Below are 23597 nucleotides of genomic sequence, written 5' to 3'. Positions count from 1 at the left end.
ATATCAGGTCGGCGTCCACATTTGGGAGATGCGCGATGAAAATGACCACCGAAGAAGCCTTTGTAAAAGTTCTCCAGCGGCATGGGATCGAACATGCTTTCGGGATCATCGGGTCGGCGTTCATGCCGATCTCCGATATTTTCCCAAAGGCGGGGATCACCTTCTGGGACTGCGCGCACGAAGGTTCCGGCGGGATGATGGCGGACGGCTACACGCGCGCCTCGGGCAAGATGTCGATGATGATCGCCCAGAACGGGCCCGGCATCACCAACTTCGTGACCGCTGTCAAAACGGCCTACTGGAACCACACACCGCTTCTGCTGGTCACGCCGCAGGCCGCGAACAAGACCATCGGCCAGGGCGGTTTCCAGGAAGTCGAGCAGATGAAGCTGTTCGAGGACATGGTCGCCTATCAGGAAGAGGTGCGTGACCCGACCCGCGTGGCCGAGGTGCTGAACCGGGTGATCCTGAATGCCAAGCGCGCCTCCGCTCCGGCACAGATCAACATGCCGCGCGATTTCTGGACTCAGGTGATCGACATCGAACTGCCGGAAGTCGTTGAATTCGAGCGCCCCTCGGGTGGTGATAGTGCGATCCAGCAGGCGGCTGACCTTCTTTCGAACGCCAAGAACCCGGTCATTCTGAACGGTGCCGGTGTTGTCCTTGCCGGTGCGATCCCCGCATCCATGGCGCTTGCAGAACGGCTGACCGCGCCGATCTGTGTGGGCTACCAGCACAACGACGCGTTCCCTGGATCGCATCCGCTCTTTGCAGGTCCGCTGGGCTATAATGGCTCCAAGGCGGCGATGGAGCTGATTTCCGACGCGGATGTTGTGCTGTGTCTTGGTACGCGCCTCAACCCGTTCTCGACTCTGCCGGGCTACGGCATCGACTACTGGCCCAAGACCGCCAAGATCATTCAGGTCGACATCAACCCCGACCGCATTGGTCTGACCAAGAAGGTCAGCGTAGGCATCGTCGGCGATGCGAAGAAGGTGGCTGAGGGCATCCTCGAGCGCCTGTCGGGCACCGCAGGTGATGAAGGCCGCGAAGACCGCAAGGCGCATATCGCGAAAACCAAATCAACCTGGGCGCAACAGCTTTCCAGCATGGATCACGAGCAGGACGATCCGGGCACCACATGGAACGAACGCGCACGTGCGGCCAAGCCGGATTGGATGAGCCCGCGGATGGCGTGGCGTGCGATCCAATCGGCATTGCCGAAAGAGGCGATCATTTCGTCCGACATCGGCAACAACTGCGCCATCGGCAACGCCTATCCGACCTTCGAAGACGGGCGGAAATACCTTGCGCCGGGTCTGTTTGGCCCCTGTGGCTACGGTCTGCCCTCCATCGTTGGCGCCAAGATCGGTTGCCCGGATGTTCCGGTTGTCGGTTTTTCCGGGGACGGGGCGTTTGGTATTGCGGTGACAGAGCTGACCGCGATTGGCCGCCCGGAATGGCCGGCAATCACCCAGATCGTTTTCCGCAACTACCAGTGGGGCGCGGAAAAGCGGAACTCCACGCTATGGTACGACGACAACTTTGTCGGCACCGAACTGGATGAAGGCGTCAGCTATGCCGCCATCGCGCAGGCCTGCGGTTTGAAGGGTGTTGTCGCGCGCACGATGGACGAACTGCGCGACGCGCTGAACACCGCCATCAAGGACCAGATGGAAAACGGCAAGACCACCCTGATCGAGGCGATGATCAACCAGGAACTGGGTGAGCCGTTCCGCCGCGATGCAATGAAGGCACCGGTGGCTGTGGCGGGTATCGACCCGGCAGATATGCGCCCGCAGAAGGTCGCCTGATATGAACGACCCCGCAGTAAACGGACCTATACTGGTTCTGAATGCGGGGTCGTCCTCCATCAAGTTCGCGCTGTTTGACGATGCGTTGAACGAAATCCTGTCCGGCATGGCCGAGGCCATTGGCGGCGCCTCCATTCTGCGGATCGGCGACGAAAAGCACGACGTTGTGTTGATCGATCATCGTGCAGCGCTGGAGGCGATCCTGAAGGCGTTGTCAGAGCGTGGCATCACGCCCGACACGCTTCGCGCGGTGGGGCATCGCGTGGTGCATGGCGGCCGCAAACTGACCGCTCCGATGCGCGTTACGGATGAGGTGCGCGCAGAGATCGCAAACTGCACGCCACTTGCACCACTGCATAACCCGCACAACCTCGCTCCGATGGAGGCCCTGTCGCGGCTTGCTCCCGACCTGCCCCAATTTGCGAGTTTCGATACCTCGTTTCATGCGACCAACCCGAACGTGGCCACCCGCTATGCCATCCCCAAGATGATGGAGACCAAAGGCATCCGCCGCTACGGGTTCCATGGTCTCAGCTATGCATCATTGGTCCGTCGCCTTCCCGAGATTTCGGGTGAAGCCTTGCCATCCCGCCTGCTGGCGTTTCACCTCGGCAACGGCGCGTCGCTCTGTGCAATCCACAACGGCCAGTCGATCGCCACGACAATGGGGTATTCACCATTGGACGGCCTGACCATGGGCACACGGTCTGGCGGGATCGACGCGAACGCAGTGCTGCGACTGGTCGGGGAAAACGGGCTGGAGCGCACCAAGGCGATCCTGAACCATGAAAGCGGCCTGCTGGGCCTGTCAGGTGGAAAGTCCGACATGCGCAAGCTGATGCTGGATGCGTCGGCAGAAAGCGCCTTTGCGGTCGAGCATTTCTGCTACTGGACGTTGCGCCATGCCGGGTCACTGATCGCCGCGCTTGAGGGCTTGGATGCCATCGCCTTTACCGGTGGCATCGGTGAAAACGCCGTGGGCGTCCGGGCGCGCATCCTGCGCGGTCTGGAATGGGCCGGCGTGCGGATCAATCCGGACTTCAACCACCGCTCGGGCCCGCGCCTACACGCGGAGAGTTCCAAAGTCGCCGTCTGGGTCATCCCTGCCGAAGAAGAGCGTATGATCGCGATGGACGCGCAGGCCTTGTTGGAGGCCGCATGAGATACACGGATCAGGCGCGCTGGGCCAAGGCGATGGTTACAAGCGTCGAGGCAACGATGTCGTCCACCGTTGCTCCTCGGCTCAGATCGCAGACCGGTCGGGCAAAGCCTTGCAGGAAGGGGCCGATGGCCTGCGCGCCCCCGAGTTCCTGGCAGAGCTTGTACGCGATATTGCCGGCATCGAGCGACGGGAAGACGAGGACATTGGCATCACCGCTGCCCAGTCCCTTCTTTGCCGCAATGGTCGCGTTCAGCGCGGCATCGGCCTGGACAGGACCGGCAAAGCCAGTTGCCTCTGCCACTGCGCGCACGCGCTCCACGCTGTCGCCCGCGCCGCTGGTGCCTGTCGAAAACGACAAGAGCGCGACCCGTGCATCGCCCAGCAGCGCTTTTGCGGTATCCGCTGAAGCTCGCGCAATGGCTTCCAGTGCGGCTGCATCCGGATCGACGTTCACTGCGCAATCGGCAAACACCAATTCGCGCCCGTCCGGGAACACCATCAGGAAATACGACGACGGGATCGCCACGCCTTCAGCAAGTCCGATCGCCATACTTGCCGCTTCGATCACGCGCCGCGTCGGGCTGTCCGCACCAGCCACCATCGCGTCGGCCTCGCCCGCAGCGACCATCGCAGCTGCGCGGTACAGGGGTTTCTGCAACAACCGGCAGGCCAGAGCCTCTTTCATTCCACGAGCGGACACGAGGGCGGCAACCTGCGCCTCTGTAATGTCTTCGCTCACGTCGAGCGCGATACACAGCCCGTCCGCAGTCAACCGCTGCGCCGCGTCTGCGACACGCGGATCGTCCCGTTCCGGAAACACCACCCGTGTCTGCGACCCTGCTGCTGCGGCACGTGCCTTGTCGAGTACGCTCATCTCACCCTCCCATTTCCGGCCGCAAAGGAGCCTTCAATGACAGACAACGTCAAGATCAACCGAGGTTTGAAGGGTGTCTATTTTGAACGGTCTGGCGTGAGCGACATCGACGGAGCGGCGGGCACGCTGCATTACCGCGGCTATTCGATCCACGACCTGGCGACCCACGCGACCTTCGAAGAGGTCTGCCACCTGCTGATGAAAGGCGAATTGCCGAACGCAAGTGAGTTGGCGGCATTCGACGCAGAATTGCGCAGTGCGCGGTCGGTGCCGGAGCCGGTGCTCGACATAATCCGCGTCTGCAAGGACGGCCATCCGATGGACGTACTGCGCACCGCAGTCTCGGCGCTCGCGGCGTTGGAGCCCGACAGCCTGGAGACTGGAGAAGAGGCGTTCCTGCGCAATGGCATCAGACTAACCGCACAGGTGCCCACGCTTGTTGCGGCGCATGAGGCCATCCGCAACGGCCGCGATCCTGTCGCACCGGATGACAGCCTCAGCCATGCCGCGAACTGGCTCTGGATGCTCAAGGGAGAAAAGCCGTCCGAGGATGCGGCCCGCCTTGCGGATGTCGATTTCGTCCTGCACGCAGAGCATGGCGCCAACGCATCGAGCTTTGCCGCACGTGTAACGGTCGGAACCGAGGCAAACCTGCACGGCGCCATCGTGACCGCGCTCAGCACGCTGGCAGGCCCCGCGCATGGCGGTGCGGCAGAAGACGTGATGAAGATGGTCAAGGAGATCGGCACGCCGGACAAAGCGGCGGAGTACGTGAAAACCAAGCGCGCTAACCGCGAGGCCGTCACCGGTTTCGGCCATCGCGTCTACCGCGCCGAAGACCCCCGCGCGCGCCACATGCGCGAAGGCGTGCGCAAGCTGGGCGAGGAGATGGGCGCGCCTGAGTGGTACGAGATCCTGCAAGCGGTCGTCGAAGCGATGAAGCCCTACAGCCGTCACGGTCTGAACGTGAACGTGGATTTCTATTCCGGGGTGATCTACCAACTGCACGGCATTCCAATGGATCTCTACGTTCCGATCTTCGCCATCGGGCGGATGCCGGGTTGGGTGATCCAGTGCATCGAACAGCAGCGCGGCAATATCCTGATCCGTCCGCTCACGCTCTACAACGGGCTGGAACCACGTGGCTGGGTGCCGATCGAAGATCGTTAAGGTAAAATGTAAGCGCTTGCATTATGCGCCTTTACCATCGGCGCAGAAACATGAACACTGTCGCCAACTCCGACCGGGGCGACACCCGGCGGATCAGGGAGGATAGATATGGGCCACGTCCAGCCAGAGCTGAACCTGTCACCAAAAGTCTCGGACGAGGTGCGTAAAACCACCTGCTACATGTGCGCCTGCCGCTGTGGGATCAATGTGCACATGAAGGACGGTAAGGTCGCCTATATCGAAGGCAACCGGGACCATCCTGTGAACCGGGGTGTGCTCTGTGCCAAGGGCAGCGCGGGCATCATGCAGCACAATGCGCCATCCCGCCTTCGTGCGCCTCTCAAGAGGGTTGGCCCGCGCGGTTCTGGTGAGTTTGAAGAAATCAGCTGGGACGAGGCGCTGCAGATCGCGACAGACTGGCTGAAGCCGATCCGCGACACTGCGCCAGAGAAACTTGCCTTCTTTACTGGGCGGGACCAGTCGCAATCCTTCACCAGCTTCTGGGCGCAAAATTTCGGCACGCCGAACTATGCCGCGCATGGTGGGTTCTGTTCAGTGAACATGGCCGCCGCAGGCATCTACACAATGGGCGGCGCGTTCTGGGAATTCGGGCAGCCGGATTGGGACCACACCAAGCTGTTCATGCTCTTTGGCGTGGCCGAGGATCACGACAGCAACCCGATCAAGATGGGCCTCGGCAAGATCAAGGCGCGCGGGGCCAAGGTGATCGGCGTCAACCCGATCCGCACCGGGTACAATGCGATTGCCGATGACTGGGTTGGCATCACGCCGGGGACGGATGGGTTGTTCATCCTTTCGCTGGTGCACGAGTTGATGAAGGCCGGGAAGATCGACCTCGATTACCTTGCGCGATACACCAATGCACCAGTGCTCGTGAATGGCGATCCAAAATCGCCGGAGCATGGGTTGTTCCTCAAGGACGAAAACGGCAAGCCGCTTGTGATGGACCGCGCGACCGGCAAGCTGACCCCCTTTGATCAGCCGGGCGTAAAACCTGACCTCGCCGCCAGCTACCGTCATGCCGGGATCACACACAAGACCGTCATGCACCTGATGGCCGAACGTTATCTTGATCCGCAATACGCCCCGGAAGCGGTGGCAGAAACCTGCGGTGTGTCCGCGAAGAAGATCAAGCGCATCGCGGCCGAGATTGCCCGTGTCGCCTTTGACGAGGCCATCGAAATCGACCAGCCCTGGACTGATTTCCGCGGTGAAAAGCATGACAAGATGCTGGGCCGTCCGGTCAGTTTCCATTCGATGCGCGGCATCAGTGCGCATTCCAACGGTTTTCAGACCTGCCGTGCGCTGCACATGCTGCAAATCCTGCTGGGCGCCGTCGAAACCCCAGGTGGCTTCCGCTTCAAGCCGCCTTACCCGAAACCGGCCACAGCGCATCCCAAGCCGCATTGCAAAGTCACGCCGGGCAAACCCTTGGACGGCCCGCATCTCGGATTCGTGCATGGTCCCGAGGATCTCTGCCTCAAGGATGACGGCACCCCCGCCCGCATCGACAAGGCTTTCACCTGGGAAAACCCGATGAGCGCCCATGGCTTGATGCACATGGTCATTTCCAACGCCTATGCCGGCGATCCCTACAAGATCGACACGCTGTTCATGTACATGGCGAACATGTCGTGGAACTCGACGATGAACACGTCGGGCGTGATGAAAATGCTGACGGACACAGACGAGAACGGCGAATACGTGATCCCGCGCATCATCTATTCCGATGCCTACTCGTCCGAGATGGTCGCCTATGCCGACCTGATCCTGCCCGACACAACCTATCTTGAACGGCACGACTGTATCTCGCTCCTCGACCGCCCGATCTGCGAAGCCGACGCGGCAGCCGATGCGATCCGTTGGCCGGTGGTGGAGCCGGACCGTGATGTGCGGGGGTTCCAGTCTGTTCTGTGCGAATTGGGTGCAAAGCTCGACCTGCCCGGTTTCGTCAACGAGGACGGCAGCCAGAAATACGCAGACTATGCCGATTACATCACCCACCACCAGCGCCGCCCCGGTGTTGGCCCGCTGGCGGGCTGGCGTATGGGCGAAGACGGCCTGACCGGCGGGCGTGGCGACGTGAACGAGGCGCAGATCGATAGCTACATCGCCAATGGCGGATTCTGGATGGCGCATGTCCCGGACGAGGGTCTCTACTACAAGCCATGGAACACCGCCTATCAGGACTGGGCGGTCGAAATCGGCCTCTACGATGCAGCCGCGCCCTACATCTTCCAGCTTTACGTTGAACCCATGCGCAAGTTTCAGCTGGCTGCCGAAGGGCATGGCGACCGCCAACCGCCGGATCACCTGCGCGAGCGGATCAAGGAAACGCTCGACCCGCTGCCGATCTGGTATGCCCCGTTCGAGGACAGCCGCGTAGATACAGAGGAATTCGCGATCCACGCGCTGACTCAGCGCCCGATGGCGATGTATCACAGCTGGGGCACACAGAACGCTTGGCTGCGGCAAATTCACGGCCGCAACCCGCTCTACCTGCCGACCAAGCTTTGGGAAAAGCACGGGTTCAAGACCGGCGATTGGGCGCGTGTGACTTCGGCCCATGGCAATATCACCGTGCCCGTCGCGCACATGGCTGCACTGAACGAAAACACCGTCTGGACGTGGAACGCTATCGGTAAGCGCAAAGGCGCGTGGGCCTTGGACAAGGATGCGCCCGAGGCGACCAAAGGCTTCCTCCTCAACCACCTGATCCACGAATTGCTGCCGCCCAAAGGCGACGGTTTGCGCTGGGCGAACTCCGACCCGATCACCGGACAGGCGGCATGGTTTGACCTGCGGGTGAAAATCGAAAAGGTCGATGGGCCTTCGGAATCTCATCCGGTGTTCGACGAGTTGAAATCACCTGTCGGCCAGGGGCCGGACGAACTGCGCTGGAAGGTGGAACCATGAACGGACCAGTGAAAGCCACACTAGCGGTTATCGCCATCGTCCTGATCGGCATGGCCGGGTCGTTCATCTGGTTCGTCGCAACCTGGGACAAAGAGGCGGAACAGCCCATAGGGTTTGCGCCCGGACCGACTATCAAGATCACGGAGGACCGCACCGCATGACGCAGCTTCCTGAAAAGACCGAGCGCAAGATGGGTCTGGTGATCGACCTCGACACCTGTGTCGGGTGCCATGCCTGTGTTGTGTCCTGCAAAGGCTGGAACACCGAAAACTACGGCGCTCCGCTGTCCGATCAAGACCCCTATGGCGCGGACCCTTCCGGCACGTTCCTTAACCGGGTTCATTCCTACGAGGTCCAGCCGGAAAGCGGCCCGGCACAGCTCATCCATTTCCCGAAATCCTGCCTGCATTGCGAAGACGCGCCCTGTGTGACCGTCTGTCCGACCGGGGCCAGCTACAAGCGCACCGAGGACGGGATCGTTCTGGTGAACGAGAAAGACTGCATCGGCTGCGGCCTCTGCGCCTGGGCCTGTCCCTATGGTGCGCGCGAGTTGGACAAGGCAGAAGGGGTGATGAAGAAATGCACCCTTTGCGTGGACCGCATCTACAACGAGAACCTCCCCGAGGAAGACCGCGTGCCCGCCTGCGTGCGCACATGCCCGTCGAACGCTCGCCACTTCGGGGATCTTGGTGATCCGGATAGTGAAGTCAGCCAGCTTGTCGCGGAACGCGGCGGCATGGACCTGATGCCGGAACAGGGCACCAAGCCCGTCAACAAATACCTGCCACCCCGTCCCAAGGACCGGCTGAACGAAGAAATCGACATCCTCGCTCCGCTGCTTGCACCGGTCGCGGAAGAGCCGAAAGGCTTTTTGGGGTGGCTCAACAAATCGCTGGAGAAACTCTGATGCATCCGGCTCCATCCATTATCGCCTTCAGCACATTTTCGGGACTGGGACTTGGTCTTCTGTTCTGGCTTGGTGTCGACAACACCGCGCCCACCGGCTGGGTCGCGTTCGCGTTCTTTGCAATTGCCTACATTCTGGCCGTAGGAGGATTGATTTCCTCGACCTTCCACCTTGGACGGCCGGAGCGCGCCATCAAGGCGTTTACGCAATGGCAAACCAGTTGGCTCAGTCGCGAGGCATGGTGTGCGGTTGCGGCGCTCGTGACGATGGGTCTCTACGGGCTGTTTCTCGTGTTTTTCGAAACACAGATCGCGGTGCTTGGATGGCTCGGAGCGTTCTTCAGCCTTCTGACGGTCTATACGACCTCCATGATCTACGCCCAGCTCAAGACGGTTCCACGCTGGAACACGGGTCTGACCTCAGCGCTTTTTGTGTCTCTCTCCCTCGCGGGTGGAGCATTGCTGTCAGGCCGGGTTACGGTCGGTCTTGTCCTGTTGCTCATTGCCGGAGCCATTCAAGGCATCTGGTGGAAGACCGGCGACACGCGGTTCAAGCAAAGCGGTACCGATCTGCAAACAGCCACCGGGCTCGGCCGAATGGGGCAGGTCCGGGCGTTTGAGCCGCCGCATACCGGGACCAACTACCTGCTGAACGAGATGGTCTACACGGTGGGCCGCAGACACGCCCAGAAACTGCGGATGATTTCGCTAATCCTGATGCTGGTCGTGCCGGTAGTCCTGCTGCTTCTGCCCTATCCCCACATCTTCGGCCTCTTAGCGGTCCTCAGCCATATCGCGGGTGTTCTGGTCTCCCGCTGGCTGTTCTTTGCAGAAGCCGAGCACGTCGTGGGCCTCTACTACGGGATGCGGTAATTCCCGGGTTCAGGCCGAACCGCGACGGATCAAAGCTACAGGCAACGGGGCAGGGGAGGTGACCTCTGTCCCGCCAATCTCTGACAGCAACGCGTTCACTGTTGTGGTCACCATCGCCTCGGCGTCCTGTTTGATGGTGGTCAGGCTGTAGGCGGGCCAAGCAGCACTCGGTACATCGTCAAAGCCGATCAGCGCCACATCTTCCGGTACACGCAAACCAAGTTCCGACCGCAGAACATCCATCACCCCGAAGGCCATATAGTCATTGGCCACGAACACCGCATCCGGGCGGTCGGGCGTGTCGAACATGCGTCGTGCCGCCTCTTTGGCACGGGGCAGGCGGTAATCACCGACCTCCCGCGCAAACAGACCGAGACCGGCGGCGCGCAGCCCTTCCATAAACCCTGCCTCGCGGTCGCGTTGCGTACTCGCGCCTTCCCAACCGGCGATGTAGCCGATGCGCGTGCGCCCCAACGAGATGAGATGATCCGCCGCCAGACGCCCCCCCATCCGGTTGTCCGAGACCACTGCCAATTCGCCCTCGGCCTCCAGCTTGCGGTTGAACAGCACCACGGGCACACCGGACGCGCGGCATCGTTTTGCCATGTCAGAGCTTAGTGCAACCGAGGCAAGGATCAGCCCGTCCACTTGGTAGTCGAGGATCTGGCTCACAACGTCTTCAACATCATCCGCCGAGTGGGCGGCCATGAAGACGAGCACGTGATATCCCTCGCGCTCCAAAGACTCGGAAAGCAGTTCCAGAACGGTCGGGTAGAAATGGTTGTCGAGGTAGGCCACCACCAACCCGATGATCTTGCTCTTCCCGGTCAGCATCGCACGCGCCAACACGTTAGGGCGATACCCCAGCGCATGTGCCGCCTCGCGCACCTTCGACGCTGTGCGTTCGCTGACGGAAGCGCCGGGCGTGAACACACGGCTCACTGCGGACCGGCTGACCCCGGCGCGTTTCGCCACGTCGAGAGAGGTAACCTTGCGCGTCGTCGTCATGGGGCAGGCGGGGTCCTCTCGCCCCGGTCATAGGCTTCCCAGCCTTCGCCGCCAAACACATCAACGCCAAGCTGCGCCAGCACATGCGGGAAATCGACCATCACGTAGTTGTCGACGATCTTTCCATCGACCACTTTCCAGAAATCCATGTACCGGATCGTGACGCGCTTGCCGGTTGGCTCTACACCCATGAACCGCCCGGAATGCACGGCCTCCTGCCGCCCGAATGCAGCTGCCCATTCGCCCATGTAAAGCCGCGCCTCATCGACACAGACCTTGTCGGAAAACGCCGCCTGAAACGGCTTCTGCCAGTTATCCTGGAATTCCCGCAGACCCTCTTTGGTCCCGCAGCCGGTATTGCCCATCCAGCGGAACCCTTCCGCGAAGAACTCGCCGATATCTGCAATCCGGTGGTCGTTGAGGCCATCCACCATGCCTTCGATCACCCGGCGGGTGTCTGCGGTCTTGGACATGTCCGTATCGCGGGTCAGAACCGCCTGTTCGGGTCGCGCGCCTGCCATCATTCCTCACTGCATGCGTTTGCAGGAGACTGGCCGAAACCGGGTTGCTTTTGCAAGCGCGTTACTTGGACTTCCAGCTGTCCAGCCACCGGCGGAACCCGCTGCGACGACGCGCGATGCCATCGCCAACCGCATCAAACCCCTCTTCCACGTCCTCAAGAACCGGGTCGATGCGCGCGATGCGGAACCGCCGCCAGCGCACATAGATCGCCCAGAAAAGCGCCGCGAGCGTCGTCAGGATGACGATATTGATCCACGGGATGATCCGCACATCGGGGCCGTCCACGGGCCGCACGCTGATCGCGTTGGGAAAGATCGTTAGGAATTCGTTGCGCCAGCCGTAATGCTTGATCACCACCCATTGCGGATCGGCCGACGTGCTGCGCAGGTCTGCCGCTTCGGCCTGCAAATTCGACGTGTCGAACTTGAAATAGGGCGGCCAGCCCCAGCCTGTGTCTTCGTTGCGATAGACCATGACCCGACCGTTGTCGCGGACGGTCGAGATGAAGAACACATCCCGGTTCGGCAGGGTGCCGTCACTGCCCACATCCGCGGAAGCCCAGAACCAGCGGTTCTCGCCGGGATCGATGCGGCGCACCTCGGTATCCGTGATCCGCGCAACATCATGCTGAGGCAGCGTGTAGTGCAGGAACGACGCGAACAGCACCCAGAAGGTCAGGATGAAGGCCCATTTGATATACCCCACGGCGTCGTCCCCTCAGTGGAAATTCGTCAAGTAGATGATGACAGAGATAACCGTCAGCGGCACGATATACACCCCCAGAATGAGCTTTCGCCGCAGCGACCCGTCATATTCGCGCAATCCCGCCTCGACGAAGGTTTCGCGATCCCCCTGCTGGATCTCCTCGTCCCATTCCTTTTCTAGTTTCCCGCGCCGCACCGCGCGGGAATAGAGCGACAGGCAGATATAGACCACGCTCAGGACCAGAAATCCGATCACCAGCAACCGACCAAGTGCAAACATACCCTACCTCCGAACCGCGCCCCAGGGGCCGACGCGTGTGATGATATCCTCGCGCACGGGCGCAGGCTCTTCAAGCGGCGCGTCATGGCCGAACAAAGCTTCCCGCGCGCCCGCCTTGTCGGCCACGTATTCCCGCGTCAGGAAATCGACCACATAGGCGCGCTTCGTGTCCGTCCAACCGCGATAGGCGGCGTAGAACGCCTCCTTGTGGCAGATGTATAGCTGCCGGATATCCTTGGGCGACAGTTCCGACAGCAGCATGTTGACCAGCGACGCGTCCTTCGTGTCACTGGCCCGCAGCGTATAGAAATAGGCCGGATGGTCGCTCGCGATCCGGGGCCATTTGGCATCCCCATCGGCCCATTGCACCAACTGGTTCAGTGCGTGCCACTCGGGCGGGAGCCGCTCGGCATAGCGCCGCGCCAGCCCGCGAATGTCCCGCCGGGTCGCCCGGGTCAGGTCGATCTCCGCCTCCTGTGCGATGTCCACAACGATGAAATCCATCTTCTGCCGCAGAATGGCCGAGGCATCGATCCCCCGCGCCCTCACGATCGGCTCCACCAATCCGTTCAGGTCGAGAAACTTCGCCACCTTGTTCCGTTGGTCCAGCCCGAACGTATAGGCAATCGGCAACCCCGGTACGACACCCCCGGAACAGATCGCCGCCGGATGCTCCACCTGACGGAACACATAGATCCCGCCGAAATGGCTGGTGTGAAAGTTCTCCTGCCGGAACTCCATCTGCCGCAGGCGCACCGGATTGCGCACCACATCGCCCGTGCGTTTCGCCAGAGTGATCATGTCCGCGATCAGCACATCATCGTGCCAGCCATCCGGCTCCGTCTTGAACCGATCCACCAGCGCACCCAGCTTTTCCGCGTCGCGCACTGTGCCGCTTGTCGTGTCCGCCTCGATCTTGATGGTGTGAATATCGAACAGCCGCTCCGGGTTCGACACGTCGAACACCGTGTTCACCAACTCCCCCGCCACCGCATCCTTGGCGGTCAGCGCGAACAACTGGCTCTCATTCGCCTCAATGAACTGCCGCAGGATATCCCGCGAGGTCGAAAACTTCGCATCGAGCAGCGGCGCCGTCTTCTGCTGCGTCGTCAGCAGGATGAACTGCCGGTTCACCCCGTTGTGGTTGAGGTAAAGGTGGTCGCCCAACTCGTCCCCCACCTCGGGCGAATAGCCGGAGATGTCGATGTGGAAATCGGTCTGGGCCGTGGTTTTGCCCGTCAGAGCCTCAAGCGCCCGGTTGTACCGCTCCACCAGCGCCGGCGAGGCGACATGGATCAGGTTGCCGAACATCAGGCCGGATTGGATGAGGCGGTTCATACATCAACCCTCGTAGGGTGGGTTTCCAACCCACCATGCGCAACCGTACCACACAGCACGAAGCGATGCGCCCGGCCCGAAGGTGGGTGCGGAACGCGCCCGCCCTGGGGGGCGGGTCGGGCGCGTCGCGGCTTCGCCGCGTTCTTTTCAAACTCTGTGTTCATGATTTGCCCAATGTCATTTTGTCTCCGTTTCCGATGTAAAAACCGGCAATACGAAATCTCCATCAGCTACAAACGCATCGGGCAAATCCATTACGATTTTGTCCACACTCTGATCGGGAAGCGTGTCTAGCAGCATTACCTCGTTGGTCTTTGCGCTCACTAGCCGCACCCACTTCCAAGCCCTGTGGTTCCACTTCCACCAAACGTTAAAAGCGCTTTCGCCTTCCTCAAGCTTTCGTGACGCGAACATTCTATTCAGGCGTCCAGTAAATGAAATCTCATCACCTATAAGTGTGAATGAGTTTGCATCAGGTTCTGCAAGGTACAGGGCAAGTTGCATTTCATCATTCAGGTGCTCCAGGTTTTCTTTAACTCGGACTGGATCATAGTGGTTTGTGGTATAGTCGCGGATGTTGCGAACGACGTTGTAGTCTCTTTGCAAGTTGTGTTTCTCGAACTCGTCGAGAGCAAAACTTGCTATCGCAGCGGTCCTATCTTCATTTCCTGCATTAGATTGTTTCTCAATGGCTTTGTGAAATTCAAAGAGCTTTGCCGAACGGCACCTTATTATGGTCAAGCTCTGATGTGTGACTGCTACTCTTAGAGTGGGCGAGAGCTCTTTGTGGTTAACCGAGTAATAAGCTAACCTTCCTAGGACATTGATCTCAGAATAAGCATGGTTCACCAATGCAAAAAAAGCTATTTCATCATCTGAAAGTGAACTAAGGATTTCTTTCGTTACGTTGATTCTATGGATGGTTTTTGTGTTCTGGATTTGACTCACCCCTTCCCCTCCAAATACCGCCGCTTCGCCTCTTCCGTCCGCCCGAAGTCCCGCACCATGGCCTCGATGGCCACCTCATCCGACTTGTCCGCATAACGGAACTCGGAATCCGCGTAGCGATTGATCTCCTGGATCACCATCTCGACCGTGATCGGCTTGCGTAACTCTTCGATCATCGCCGCCTTCTCGTCATAAGGCTTGAACAGGAACAGGTCCGGCTGCTCCATCCATTCGTCCGGCAGTTCGAAATCCATCGCGCGGACCTTCACTGCGTCGGTGATGTTCTTGATAGCCCGGCCCGTAAAGCGCGGATCGGCCTCCTGAATGGCCTTGAGATAGGTGCCCATCTTGGCAATCGTATCGAGCGCGCCAATCTGCGACGACACCCGGTCGAACACGTCCATCAACCCCGGTTCCTTGGGCCGGTTGTGCGATGTGAACGACGCCGCCACCGCCTTCTGGATCTGCTGCGCGGCGTACAATTCGTGATCCCCCAGCGGAATGTCGTGCTTCTTGCCCATCAGCAGCGCAAGGATGTCGATGTAATCCTCCCGCGTCTGCGGCCCGTCCACAAGAAACCGCGTCCCCGCCCGCTGCCGCAGCGCATCGTCCACGTTCTCCGGGAAGTTCGAGAACATCCCGAACGTGCAGTTCCCCCGCACCACCGTATTCGCCCCGGCAAAGGCCTCCATGAACACCGCCGTGACCTCCTGCTGACCCGCGCTGGATTGCCGATCCCCCCGCTTGCCCGCGATCTGGTCGATGTCGTCAATCGTCCCGAACCCGATCACCGACGGGTCGAGCACATTGTTGATAAACGCCTTCGCGTTCTGCCCCGACTTGCCCTGATAGCTGTCGATATTGTCGATGCCGAAGTTCTGATACCGGAACGTGTAACCCGCGTTCTGGCAGTATTCATTGATAAACCCCGCCATCATCTGAATGAGCGTCGTCTTCCCCGTCCCCGGCGCGCCATCCCCCATGAAGGTAAAGATGAACCCACCAAGCTCGGCAAACGGGTTCAACCGCCGCTCGAAATCATAGGCCATCAGCATCTTCGCCAGCCGCATCGCCTGATACTTGGCGATGTGGTTGCCCACCACCTGATGCGGCTTCTTGAACTGCATGGTCAGCGTCGTGCCCTTGGCCTTGGTCGCAGGCGTAAAGCCCCGCAGCGTCAGGTCATCCGCCTCCACCCGCCAATTGGCGCTGGTAAACGCCCCCGTCCGCGCCCCGTTCTGAGCGCGCAGGGCGATCCGTTCCATCAACTGCTCGGCAAAGGCGAGGACAGTGGCCACCATGCGCGGCTCATCACTCGCATGAGTGCTGAGCTTCTGGTCCAACTCCCAAAGCGCCCCATGCAGGGCCAGTTGTGCGTTGTCGGTCAGAACCTCCTGCACCTCGCCCACATCGACCGTCACCTCAGACGCCTGCGCCGCCAACAGAAACGCCGTCGTATTGGCGAACACATACCCAACCGCCAGCGCCTCCCCCTCAAGCAAAGCCGAGAACTCAGCCTTCCGGTCCGCGCCCAGCGCGCCTTGCAAATTCGCCCGCTTCATTTCGCCCAAGGGCGTCGCGTCCGAAAACGCCTCTCCAACCGCCAGGGCAATCCCCAAAGCCCGCCGCAACCCATGCATCACCGATGCCTGCGCGGGCGACACCAGCGGATCCTCCCCATCAGACCCGGCGATCCGCTCCAGCAGATGCACCCCCTCGGGCCGCGCCGTAGACCGTGTCACCAACCCTGGTGTTGTTGACCGAAACCGCCGGCGCGTGCCGATCCCCGCAGATCGTTCCACCGCCGCAGACTCCGACGCCGCCGCCACCCGTGGCGTATGGTCGAACCCCTCCAGCATCGCATTGGCCGCCGCATAATGCTTGCGGATCGCCTCTTCGCGCAACTCCATCAAATCGGATGAAACGGACATATCCCGACGCTCCTCAACTTCATCTTGCCAAATAAACTCCCGCCGGAGGCTCCCGCAGCAAACGCAAGCGCGACGGTCAATAACTCAATACCCGCCCCGCATCGTTCACCACGAACTTCCGCACGCTGGCAAAGCCCGGCGGGTTCAATTCCGCCAGCGCCTGGAACGGCCGCTCCGGCAGGATCACCATGCGTTCGGTCGCCGTCGTCCCGGTCTCCGCCCCGCGCCCCGCAAACGGGTCCAAAGCGAACACCTCGCGGTCCACCTTGGAAAACCACCCCGATTTCTCCTGCCGCACCCGCTCGCTTTCCAGCTCTTCCAGCGTCCAGGCCAAGGCCCAATCCTGCCCCTCGGGCGCGCGGGCCTGTTCCAGTACCTCGCGGATCGGGCCGGACTGCTGGGTGAAGGAATGCGAATACATCGGCCCGATGTGAAACCGCCGCAGCCGCTTGGGATGCAGGTCGTCAAAGGTCTCGTCAAACCCCTGCGCGATGGTCAGCAGCTTCAGCCCGCCCAACGACTGCGCCATCAGATGCGCCTGCACCTCGGGCCAGCGCCGGTCGTCCTTTGGCAGGGCATCGCGGCCACTGTCCTCGACCTCCATCAGGTAGATCGTCGGCAGGTTCACCTGGCTGTCATAGACCCCCCAATGCAGCAGATAGCGCCGGCGGGGCTCGGTCCCCGACAGCCACAGGCACTGCGGATCATTGCGCGCCCAGAACAGCTTTCCGCGCGTCAGTTCCTCGTAATAAAGCCGCTGGCTCAGGGTGAATTGCAGCCGCGTCGGGATCGCCTGGTCGCCGATGATCTCGGCCACCATCTGGTCCTTCAGCGCGTCGACCGACGGCATGGTCCGCAAATGCTGTGCCGCCTGTGCGGCGTCATTCGCCATGACCAGAAGCTCCGTCACCGTCGGAAACCCGCTGTCCTTGACGTCCATCGTCAGGGACCCGAAGAACTGCCCGGTGTCGCGCCCGACCAGCAGGTACTTCATCGCCAGTGCCCGGAAGGTCAGGTTGAGTGCAGTCACGTAACGCGCCAGCACCTCGACCTCTTCCTTGGTCAGCCGGTTTTCCACATGCAGCATCGCTGCGACCCGGCCCAGATGGGTGAGGATCTTTTCGAACTTCGCAAAATACCGGCGGCTGGCCTGAGTGTCAGGCAGCCCCCGGTGATCATTGGCCGCGTTGGTCATGCTCCATACAGGTTCTTGTCATGTTTCTCGACAATCGCCTGGAACCGGCGGGCAAAGCGTTCGTCCGCCTTTGCCTTGGCTTCAAGCACCTCGCGGGCGAACACCATGTGGTCTTCGTGGCTTTCCAGCATGTCCGCCATCTTCTGATTGGTCGCCGCCCCGATCCCGGCCATCGCGGTCTGGGCTTCCTGATCGGTCTTCACGCCGATTTCGTTGATCCGGTGCGCCACGTCCTGCTGCTGTGCAGTTTTCAGCGACTTCGACAGCGCATCATACAGAACCACGCGCTGCTTGGTGTCGGTCTGGAGCTTGTTGATCAGCACCATCTGCGTCGCCGCCTGGTTCTGCAGAGAGTCGATCCAGGTCTTGCCCTTCTCGATATAGCGTTCGAGCGTCTGGCTCTTGGCCAGCTTGACCTGCTCGTCCTGAACCATCGCGTTGTAGGCCGCATTCAGCTCGGCCAGTTCGGTTTCCAGCTTGGTTCGCGCGGCCGCGTCCTGTTCGACGCTGATCTTGTTTTCCAACTCGATGATCTTCGGGTCCATCGCCAGAATCTCGGCGCGCACGGTCTCAAGCTCACCAACGGTGGCTTCCCGCTCGTCCAGCGTTTCGGCGAGGTTTACCTCGACCTTGTCTTTCTGCTCGTTCAGCAGATTCAACTGGCCCTGAAGCAGATTCACGATCACGTCTGATTTGGCGATCAGGTCCTGCAGCTTGTCGTCAATGGATGCGGTTTTCATCCGCTCCTGTCGCATGGACTCGGATTTGCCTTTGGAGAAGATGCCGACAAAGCTTTCCCATCCGGTTTTCGAACGCATTTCGTCGAAATCCTTGGAAAACGCGGCTGTTACGTCGTCCAGCCCCATGATCAGTTCCGCGATATTCGCGTTCATCACATCCGTATGTGCGTGGACGTCCTCAAGCGTCGCGTTCTCGATGTCGAAGGTGACGTCTGTGCCATCCTTCATCTTGGCGCGTGCGGTTTCGATGCGGCTGGTCAGCTCCGCGATTTTGGCCTGTGCTTCGGCCACCTGTGCCTGACTCTCGCGAACCTGAGCGTCGAAATCAGCCATTCCAAATCCTCCAATCAATCCATCCGATCCGACCATCAATGCTGTGTTGGGGGCTATCGAACCGGGTCTGGCAAAACAATCGCAAATGCCCGGTTGAAAGGGAAGCAAAGATCGCGCTTAAAGGTGGTCGAGGTGCTGCGGCGGACCGCGGTGCTTGACCATCTCACTGGGGAATTTGACATGAAACGTTTTACCATCCTTGCCCTGACGGCGGCGCTTTCTCTGCCGCTTTCTGCTCAGGCCGACGAAATTTCCGACACTCTCCAAGCGGCCATTGATGCCTATAACGAAGGTGACATCACCTATGCGCTCGAAGAACTGGACTACGCCCGTCAGAAACTGATGGCCCTGCGTGCAGAGGCGTTCCAGCAATTCCTGCCCGCCGCCCCGGATGGCTGGAGCCGTGATGTGGAAACCGAAATGCAGGCCGGTCTTGCGATGATGGGGGGCGGCCTGGGCGCCAGTGCCGAATACCGTGCGCCGGACGGGTCGCAGTATTATACGATCACCATGATGGCGGACAATGCGATGGTCGTCAGCATGGGTGGCATGATCGCCAATGCGGCGGCCATGGGCATGAAGGTTGAACGGGTCGGCCGCCAGCGTGTGGCGATCAATGATGGACAAGCCATGGCGCTGGTGAACAATCGCATCCTCGTCACCGTCGAGGGTGGGGATGAGGCGTTGATGATGCAGGCGATGGAGTCGATCGACTTTGAGGCGTTGTCGAACTTCGGCAACTGAGAAATTTGACCATCCGGTAAAAACCCGAAAGGCGTCCCCCCTGCGGCGCCTTTCGTCGTCTTTGGACTTGCCGACCTGCGTCTTGTGACGCATCCCTTGCGCGACCCAGCCAAGGAGCGTCCCTCATGTCCGACCTGTTCCTGCGCGTCCTGACCTCTGTCGAACCAGAGCAAGACGCGCCACCCGCCGACCGCGTGATCTCGGGCGCGCCGAAGTTCACGACGTGGAACCATGAAGAGCGCGATGGTCTTTACTGTGGGATCTGGGAATCCACGCCCGGCCATTGGCGTATCTCCTATGACGAATGGGAATTCTGCCACATCCTGTCCGGCCATTCGATCATCACCAATGCCGACGGTACCGAATACGAGCTGAAGTCGGGCGACAGCTTCATCCTGCGCCCGGGCTTCACAGGCTCTTGGAAGGTCATCGAAACCACCCGCAAGGAATACGTGATCCGCACGTAACCCCCAACCAAGGAAGAACCGAATGAATTGGTCGCCTGACAAGACCCAAGTCAAAAGCTGGAACGAATGGGACACGCTGCGCCACGTGATCGTGGGCCGCGCCGACGATTGTCACATCCCGCCGGAAGAACCTGCGCTGGATGCGAAAGTGCCCGAAGACAGCGACATGCGCGGCCAGTGGGGCCGCCGGCCGCAGGAAACCATCGACCGCGCGAACGAGCTCTTGGACAACTTCGCTGACATGCTGCGCAAGCGCGGTGTGCGGGTGGATCGCCCGACGCCGACGGATTTCTCCAAACCGGTCACGACCCCGGATTGCATGCCGCCGCGCGATGTGCTGCTGACCGTGGGGCACGAGATCCTTGAGGCGACGATGTCCTATCGCTGCCGCTGGTTCGAATACCTCTGCTATCGTCCGCTGATGCAGCAATATTGGGAAGAAGACGTCAACTTCCGCCACGAAGCAGCGCCCAAGCCGCGTCTGACGGATGAGGATTACCACGCCGATTACCTGTCCGAGAAGATCGGCATCGAAAAGCGCCTCAAATGGACTGCCGAGAAGTTCTTTGTCACCACCGAGGAAGAGCCTTTGTTCGACGCCGCCGATGTGCTGCGCTTTGGCAAGGATCTGATCGTGCAGCACGGGTTCACCACGAACCTCAAGGGCATTGAATGGCTGCGCCGTCACTTCCCCGACCACCGTGTCCGCGCCGTGAACTTCCCCGGTGACCCGTACCCGATCCATATCGACGCGACCTTCACGCCGCTGCGCCCCGGTCTGATCCTGAACAACCCGAACCGCCGCTTGCCCGAGGAACAGCGGGAATACTTCAAGAAGAACGACTGGGAAATCGTCGACGCCGCCCAGCCCGCGCATAACACACCGCCGCCGCTGTGCTATTCGTCCACATGGTTGTCCATGAACGTGCTGGTGCTTGACCCCAAAACGGTTTGCGTCGAGGCGTCCGAGATCTACCAGATGGAGCAGATGGACAAGCTGGGGATGGAGGTTGTCCCGGTCGATCTGCGCGACGCCTATGCCTTTGGCGGCGGCCTGCATTGTTGCACGGCGGATGTCTACCGGGATGGCGAATGCGAGGATTATTTCCCGGTCCAGTAAGGCTGGGGGCCAAGTGTTTTCGAAAACACGTGGCACGACATTTCGAAATGTCGTGCCGCGCCGACCCGTACGGTCAGCCTATCCGAACCGTACGGTCGAGCAAATCCACACCCTGCTGCGCCCAGAGGTGCAGCAGGTCGATGAAGATCCAGTTCTCGGCCAGCTTGTCCCCCTCGCGGCGGTAGAAGTCGATCACCCGGAATTCCACGCGTTTCCCGGTGGCCGGCATCCCCATGAACCCACCGGTGAATTCGGCAGTGAAGTTGGGCCAGCCGAAGAACCCGCCGAAATGTCCCTCGGCCATCCGACAAAGGTGACCGGTTTTTGACCGATTGGTAAAACTTTTGCGGAACGGCCCGGAATGCTGTTCGGCATAGCGCGGGACCGTGTAGGTGGCCCCGATCCCCGCAGGCCCCCACCAGATCATATCCTCGTGCCAGGTGCGGCGGAGTTCTTCCTCCAAGGGTAGGCCAAGGTTCCAGTCGCCCAGATCCCCAACCATCGCGTTGATGGCGTGCAGGGTCGCGGCACCTTCGGCCTCGGGCGCGTCGTGGTAGAGCAGCGCGTCATGGGTGATCGGCCCCGGCTGCACCAGATGCGCGCCGGTCTGCGGGCCAAAGGGGTTTTGTCCGGCCTGCATCATCAGGTGGGGCAGGTCGAAATACATGACCTCTTCGGTGATTTTGCCGTCCTCAACCTTGTGAAACGCGCCGACGCGCAGCATGCCGATCTTGCGGGTTGGGCGGATGCCCCAGAGCGGTTGGTCGAAAAGGCCCATCAGATGCCCCATCGACGCGACCCAGATCGCGCCATCCTCGGCCATGTGGTTGCGCCCGGCGAAGAACAGGTCGGTGCGCCGTTGCAGAGAGGTCAGCGCGGTCTTGATCGGCGTCCAGAACTGCGCCGCCACAGCCTCGGGTCCGGTCAGCAGACCGACGGGGTGATAGCCGCGCCAGATCAGATCGGGGTGGCAGAACCGCGCCATCACGGTGGCACTGTCTTCAGCCCCGGACAAAGCGGCGTAATAGTCGCGGACAATCTGTTTTTCGGATTGGAAGCCGGGCATGGCGGGCCTTTTGCAATCGTATGCAGTCCCCTCACAATGCCCGAATTCACCGCTTCGGCAAGCTGAAAGTCAGATGTCGAGCGTGTTGTCCTTCTCCCACTGGGTGAAGTGCGACACGTAGGAATTCCATTCCTGCCGCTTGAGGTTCAGGAAGGCGTTCGAGAACTCATCCCCCATCGCCGCTTTCAAGTCCTTGTCCTTGTCATAGGCGCGCAGCGCGTCGAGCATGTTGAGCGGAAGCTGCGGTGCCCCGCGCACTTTGTGGCCTTCGGCGTACATGTCGATGTCATACCGCTTGCCCGGATCAGCCTTGGAGCGGATACCCGACAGGCCCGCCGCGATGATCACAGCCTGCAAGAGATAGGGGTTCGCCGCGCCATCGGCCAAACGCAGCTCGAACCGGCCGGGGCCGGGGACGCGCACCATGTGGGTGCGGTTGTTGCCGGTCCATGTAACGGTGTTGGGCGCCCATGTGGCCCCCGAGATGGTACGCGGCGCATTGATGCGTTTGTAGCTGTTCACCGTCGGGTTGGTGATCGCGGCCAGCGCACTGGCGTGTTTCATGATGCCGCCCAAGAAATGCTTGCCGCGTTCCGACAGCCCCACCTCTCCGGTCGGGCCATCGCCGTCCCCGGCAAAGACGTTGGTTTTCGCCTTGTCGCCGGGCGCGTCCCAGACCGAGACATGCACGTGACAGCCATTGCCCGTAAGCCCTTCGATCGGCTTGGGCATGAAGGTTGCGCGGAAGCCGTGTTTTTCGGCCACCGATTTGACCATGAACTTGAAGAAGGAATGTTTGTCGGCGGTGCTCAGCACATCGTCGAATTCCCAGTTCATCTCGAACTGGCCATTCGCGTCTTCGTGGTCGTTCTGGTAGGGACCCCAACCGAGATCGAGCATGTAATCGCAGATCTCGCGCACCACGTCATAGCGGCGCATCACCGCCTGCTGGTCATAGCAGGGCTTTTCCGCCGTATCGAACGGGTCGCTGATCTGGGTGCCTTCGGGGGTGAGCAGGAAGAATTCGGCCTCGACCCCGGTCTTGACGTGCAGGCCTTCGTCCGCCGCTTCGGCAATCAGACGGCGCAGCACGTTGCGCGGGGCCTGGGCCACCTCCTCGCCCTCCATCACGCAGGAGGATGCGACCCAGGCCACTTCGGGCTTCCACGGCAGTTGGATCACCGAGGACGGGTCTGGAACGGCCAGCATATCGGGGTGCGCCGGCGTCATGTCGAGCCATGTGGCAAAGCCCGCAAAGCCGGCGCCGTCTTCCTGCATATCGGCAATCGCCTGCGCCGGGACCAGTTTGGCGCGTTGGCCGCCAAAGAGGTCGGTGAAGGAAATCATGAAATATTTGACGCCCTTGTCTGCGGCGAATTTGGCGAGATCCGTGGTCATGCGATCTGTTCCCCGTTGTCTGTTTCTCAATTGAAAAAGGCGCAGCATCGTGGCCGCGCCTTTGGGT

The 23597-nt window shown here is 60.8% G+C and carries 22 protein-coding genes; 10 read left to right on the top strand and 12 right to left on the bottom strand.

Annotated elements, in window-relative coordinates; translation table 11 throughout:
* The first annotated feature begins 35 nt into the window (after window positions 1–35).
* Both xsc and MGEO_RS02500 read left to right on the top strand, forming a co-directional pair.
* The gene (gene xsc, locus MGEO_RS02505; RefSeq protein WP_085635100.1) at window positions 36–1814 is read left to right on the top strand and encodes a sulfoacetaldehyde acetyltransferase; all 1779 of its coding nucleotides are present in this window, start codon (window positions 36–38) and stop codon (window positions 1812–1814) included.
* A gap of 1 nt (window position 1815) precedes the next feature.
* The gene (locus MGEO_RS02500; RefSeq protein WP_085635099.1) at window positions 1816–2976 is read left to right on the top strand and encodes an acetate/propionate family kinase; all 1161 of its coding nucleotides are present in this window, start codon (window positions 1816–1818) and stop codon (window positions 2974–2976) included.
* 10 nt (window positions 2977–2986) lie between these two features.
* On the opposite strand, the gene MGEO_RS02495 is transcribed toward MGEO_RS02500, so the two are convergent.
* Complete coding sequence (locus MGEO_RS02495; RefSeq protein WP_085635098.1) at window positions 2987–3850, bottom strand: phosphate acyltransferase; 864 nt, start codon at window positions 3848–3850, stop codon at window positions 2987–2989.
* 36 nt (window positions 3851–3886) lie between these two features.
* Between MGEO_RS02495 and MGEO_RS02490 the strand changes: the two genes are divergently transcribed.
* The 5 genes from MGEO_RS02490 to MGEO_RS02470 all read left to right on the top strand — a co-directional run bounded on the left by MGEO_RS02490 (window position 3887) and on the right by MGEO_RS02470 (window position 9736).
* Complete coding sequence (locus tag MGEO_RS02490) at window positions 3887–5020, top strand: citrate synthase (protein ID WP_085635097.1); 1134 nt, start codon at window positions 3887–3889, stop codon at window positions 5018–5020.
* 108 nt (window positions 5021–5128) lie between these two features.
* Window positions 5129–7957, top strand: a complete 2829-nt coding sequence (locus MGEO_RS02485) for a molybdopterin oxidoreductase family protein (protein ID WP_085635096.1) — start codon at window positions 5129–5131, stop codon at window positions 7955–7957.
* Window positions 7954–8118, top strand: a complete 165-nt coding sequence (locus MGEO_RS21505; protein ID WP_170102885.1) for a hypothetical protein — start codon at window positions 7954–7956, stop codon at window positions 8116–8118. The genes MGEO_RS02485 and MGEO_RS21505 overlap by 4 nt, the downstream gene beginning before the upstream one ends.
* Window positions 8115–8864: a 4Fe-4S dicluster domain-containing protein gene (locus MGEO_RS02475; RefSeq protein ID WP_085635094.1), complete on the top strand. Its 750-nt coding sequence runs from the start codon at window positions 8115–8117 to the stop codon at window positions 8862–8864. Before MGEO_RS21505 ends, MGEO_RS02475 begins: the two co-directional genes overlap by 4 nt.
* Window positions 8864–9736 carry a dimethyl sulfoxide reductase anchor subunit family protein gene (locus MGEO_RS02470; protein ID WP_085635093.1) on the top strand — a complete coding sequence of 291 codons (873 nt, stop codon included), beginning with the start codon at window positions 8864–8866 and terminating at the stop codon, window positions 9734–9736. The genes MGEO_RS02475 and MGEO_RS02470 overlap by 1 nt, the downstream gene beginning before the upstream one ends.
* 9 nt (window positions 9737–9745) lie before the next feature.
* Here the strand turns inward: MGEO_RS02470 and MGEO_RS02465 are convergent, their stop codons facing one another.
* The 9 genes from MGEO_RS02465 to MGEO_RS02425 form a co-directional block, all read right to left on the bottom strand.
* Window positions 9746–10744, bottom strand: coding sequence for a LacI family DNA-binding transcriptional regulator (locus tag MGEO_RS02465; protein WP_085635092.1), 999 nt, complete (start codon window positions 10742–10744; stop codon window positions 9746–9748).
* A complete protein-coding gene (locus tag MGEO_RS02460; protein ID WP_085635257.1) occupies window positions 10741–11265 on the bottom strand; it encodes an ester cyclase in 525 nt (174 codons plus the stop codon). Before MGEO_RS02460 ends, MGEO_RS02465 begins: the two co-directional genes overlap by 4 nt.
* 61 nt (window positions 11266–11326) lie before the next feature.
* Window positions 11327–11971, bottom strand: coding sequence for a DUF1523 family protein (locus tag MGEO_RS02455; RefSeq protein ID WP_085635091.1), 645 nt, complete (start codon window positions 11969–11971; stop codon window positions 11327–11329).
* A gap of 12 nt (window positions 11972–11983) precedes the next feature.
* A complete protein-coding gene (locus MGEO_RS02450; RefSeq protein ID WP_085635090.1) occupies window positions 11984–12250 on the bottom strand; it encodes a hypothetical protein in 267 nt (88 codons plus the stop codon).
* Window positions 12251–12253: 3 nt separating this feature from the next.
* The gene (locus tag MGEO_RS02445; RefSeq protein WP_085635089.1) at window positions 12254–13588 is read right to left on the bottom strand and encodes a DUF6638 family protein; all 1335 of its coding nucleotides are present in this window, start codon (window positions 13586–13588) and stop codon (window positions 12254–12256) included.
* A gap of 177 nt (window positions 13589–13765) precedes the next feature.
* Window positions 13766–14536: a hypothetical protein gene (locus tag MGEO_RS02440; RefSeq protein ID WP_085635088.1), complete on the bottom strand. Its 771-nt coding sequence runs from the start codon at window positions 14534–14536 to the stop codon at window positions 13766–13768.
* On the bottom strand, window positions 14533–16467 hold the full coding sequence (locus MGEO_RS02435; protein ID WP_085635087.1) for an AAA family ATPase: 1935 nt from the start codon (window positions 16465–16467) through the stop codon (window positions 14533–14535). Before MGEO_RS02435 ends, MGEO_RS02440 begins: the two co-directional genes overlap by 4 nt.
* A 76-nt stretch (window positions 16468–16543) precedes the next feature.
* Window positions 16544–17662: a hypothetical protein gene (locus MGEO_RS02430; protein WP_085635086.1), complete on the bottom strand. Its 1119-nt coding sequence runs from the start codon at window positions 17660–17662 to the stop codon at window positions 16544–16546.
* Window positions 17659–18735, bottom strand: coding sequence for a coiled-coil domain-containing protein (locus MGEO_RS02425; protein ID WP_085635085.1), 1077 nt, complete (start codon window positions 18733–18735; stop codon window positions 17659–17661). The genes MGEO_RS02430 and MGEO_RS02425 overlap by 4 nt, the downstream gene beginning before the upstream one ends.
* Before the next feature lie 180 nt (window positions 18736–18915).
* Here MGEO_RS02425 and MGEO_RS02420 point away from each other — a divergent pair, with 180 nt between their 5' ends.
* The 3 genes from MGEO_RS02420 to MGEO_RS02410 all read left to right on the top strand — a co-directional run bounded on the left by MGEO_RS02420 (window position 18916) and on the right by MGEO_RS02410 (window position 21066).
* Window positions 18916–19479 carry a hypothetical protein gene (locus MGEO_RS02420; protein ID WP_085635256.1) on the top strand — a complete coding sequence of 188 codons (564 nt, stop codon included), beginning with the start codon at window positions 18916–18918 and terminating at the stop codon, window positions 19477–19479.
* A gap of 125 nt (window positions 19480–19604) precedes the next feature.
* On the top strand, window positions 19605–19946 hold the full coding sequence (locus tag MGEO_RS02415) for a cupin domain-containing protein (protein ID WP_085635084.1): 342 nt from the start codon (window positions 19605–19607) through the stop codon (window positions 19944–19946).
* A 22-nt stretch (window positions 19947–19968) separates the two neighbouring features.
* Entirely contained in the window at window positions 19969–21066 is a 1098-nt protein-coding gene (locus tag MGEO_RS02410; protein WP_085635083.1) for a serine/threonine protein kinase, read from the top strand.
* Window positions 21067–21139: 73 nt separating this feature from the next.
* Here the strand turns inward: MGEO_RS02410 and MGEO_RS02405 are convergent, their stop codons facing one another.
* Both MGEO_RS02405 and glnT read right to left on the bottom strand, forming a co-directional pair.
* A complete protein-coding gene (locus MGEO_RS02405) occupies window positions 21140–22132 on the bottom strand; it encodes an ester cyclase (RefSeq protein ID WP_085635082.1) in 993 nt (330 codons plus the stop codon).
* Between the two features lie 69 nt (window positions 22133–22201).
* A complete protein-coding gene (gene glnT / locus MGEO_RS02400) occupies window positions 22202–23530 on the bottom strand; it encodes a type III glutamate--ammonia ligase (protein ID WP_085635081.1) in 1329 nt (442 codons plus the stop codon).
* Between the last annotated feature and the right edge of the window lie 67 nt (window positions 23531–23597).

This window comes from Marivita geojedonensis (assembly GCF_002115805.1).
Taxonomy (GTDB): domain Bacteria; phylum Pseudomonadota; class Alphaproteobacteria; order Rhodobacterales; family Rhodobacteraceae; genus Marivita; species Marivita geojedonensis.
This window is presented reverse-complemented; position numbering and strand designations above follow the sequence as displayed.

Excerpts from the sequence above, each read along its gene's own strand:
- xsc (WP_085635100.1), top strand. The coding sequence starts at position 36 with ATGAAAATGACCACCGAAGAAGCCTTTGTAAAAGTTCTCCAGCGGCAT.
- MGEO_RS02500 (WP_085635099.1), top strand. The coding sequence starts at position 1,816 with ATGAACGACCCCGCAGTAAACGGACCTATACTGGTTCTGAATGCGGGG.
- MGEO_RS02495 (WP_085635098.1), bottom strand. The coding sequence starts at position 3,850 with ATGAGCGTACTCGACAAGGCACGTGCCGCAGCAGCAGGGTCGCAGACA.
- MGEO_RS02490 (WP_085635097.1), top strand. The coding sequence starts at position 3,887 with ATGACAGACAACGTCAAGATCAACCGAGGTTTGAAGGGTGTCTATTTT.
- MGEO_RS02485 (WP_085635096.1), top strand. The coding sequence starts at position 5,129 with ATGGGCCACGTCCAGCCAGAGCTGAACCTGTCACCAAAAGTCTCGGAC.
- MGEO_RS21505 (WP_170102885.1), top strand. The coding sequence starts at position 7,954 with ATGAACGGACCAGTGAAAGCCACACTAGCGGTTATCGCCATCGTCCTG.
- MGEO_RS02475 (WP_085635094.1), top strand. The coding sequence starts at position 8,115 with ATGACGCAGCTTCCTGAAAAGACCGAGCGCAAGATGGGTCTGGTGATC.
- MGEO_RS02470 (WP_085635093.1), top strand. The coding sequence starts at position 8,864 with ATGCATCCGGCTCCATCCATTATCGCCTTCAGCACATTTTCGGGACTG.
- MGEO_RS02465 (WP_085635092.1), bottom strand. The coding sequence starts at position 10,744 with ATGACGACGACGCGCAAGGTTACCTCTCTCGACGTGGCGAAACGCGCC.
- MGEO_RS02460 (WP_085635257.1), bottom strand. The coding sequence starts at position 11,265 with ATGGCAGGCGCGCGACCCGAACAGGCGGTTCTGACCCGCGATACGGAC.
- MGEO_RS02450 (WP_085635090.1), bottom strand. The coding sequence starts at position 12,250 with ATGTTTGCACTTGGTCGGTTGCTGGTGATCGGATTTCTGGTCCTGAGC.
- MGEO_RS02445 (WP_085635089.1), bottom strand. The coding sequence starts at position 13,588 with ATGAACCGCCTCATCCAATCCGGCCTGATGTTCGGCAACCTGATCCAT.
- MGEO_RS02435 (WP_085635087.1), bottom strand. The coding sequence starts at position 16,467 with ATGTCCGTTTCATCCGATTTGATGGAGTTGCGCGAAGAGGCGATCCGC.
- MGEO_RS02430 (WP_085635086.1), bottom strand. The coding sequence starts at position 17,662 with ATGACCAACGCGGCCAATGATCACCGGGGGCTGCCTGACACTCAGGCC.
- MGEO_RS02425 (WP_085635085.1), bottom strand. The coding sequence starts at position 18,735 with ATGGCTGATTTCGACGCTCAGGTTCGCGAGAGTCAGGCACAGGTGGCC.
- MGEO_RS02420 (WP_085635256.1), top strand. The coding sequence starts at position 18,916 with ATGAAACGTTTTACCATCCTTGCCCTGACGGCGGCGCTTTCTCTGCCG.
- MGEO_RS02415 (WP_085635084.1), top strand. The coding sequence starts at position 19,605 with ATGTCCGACCTGTTCCTGCGCGTCCTGACCTCTGTCGAACCAGAGCAA.
- MGEO_RS02410 (WP_085635083.1), top strand. The coding sequence starts at position 19,969 with ATGAATTGGTCGCCTGACAAGACCCAAGTCAAAAGCTGGAACGAATGG.
- MGEO_RS02405 (WP_085635082.1), bottom strand. The coding sequence starts at position 22,132 with ATGCCCGGCTTCCAATCCGAAAAACAGATTGTCCGCGACTATTACGCC.
- glnT (WP_085635081.1), bottom strand. The coding sequence starts at position 23,530 with ATGACCACGGATCTCGCCAAATTCGCCGCAGACAAGGGCGTCAAATAT.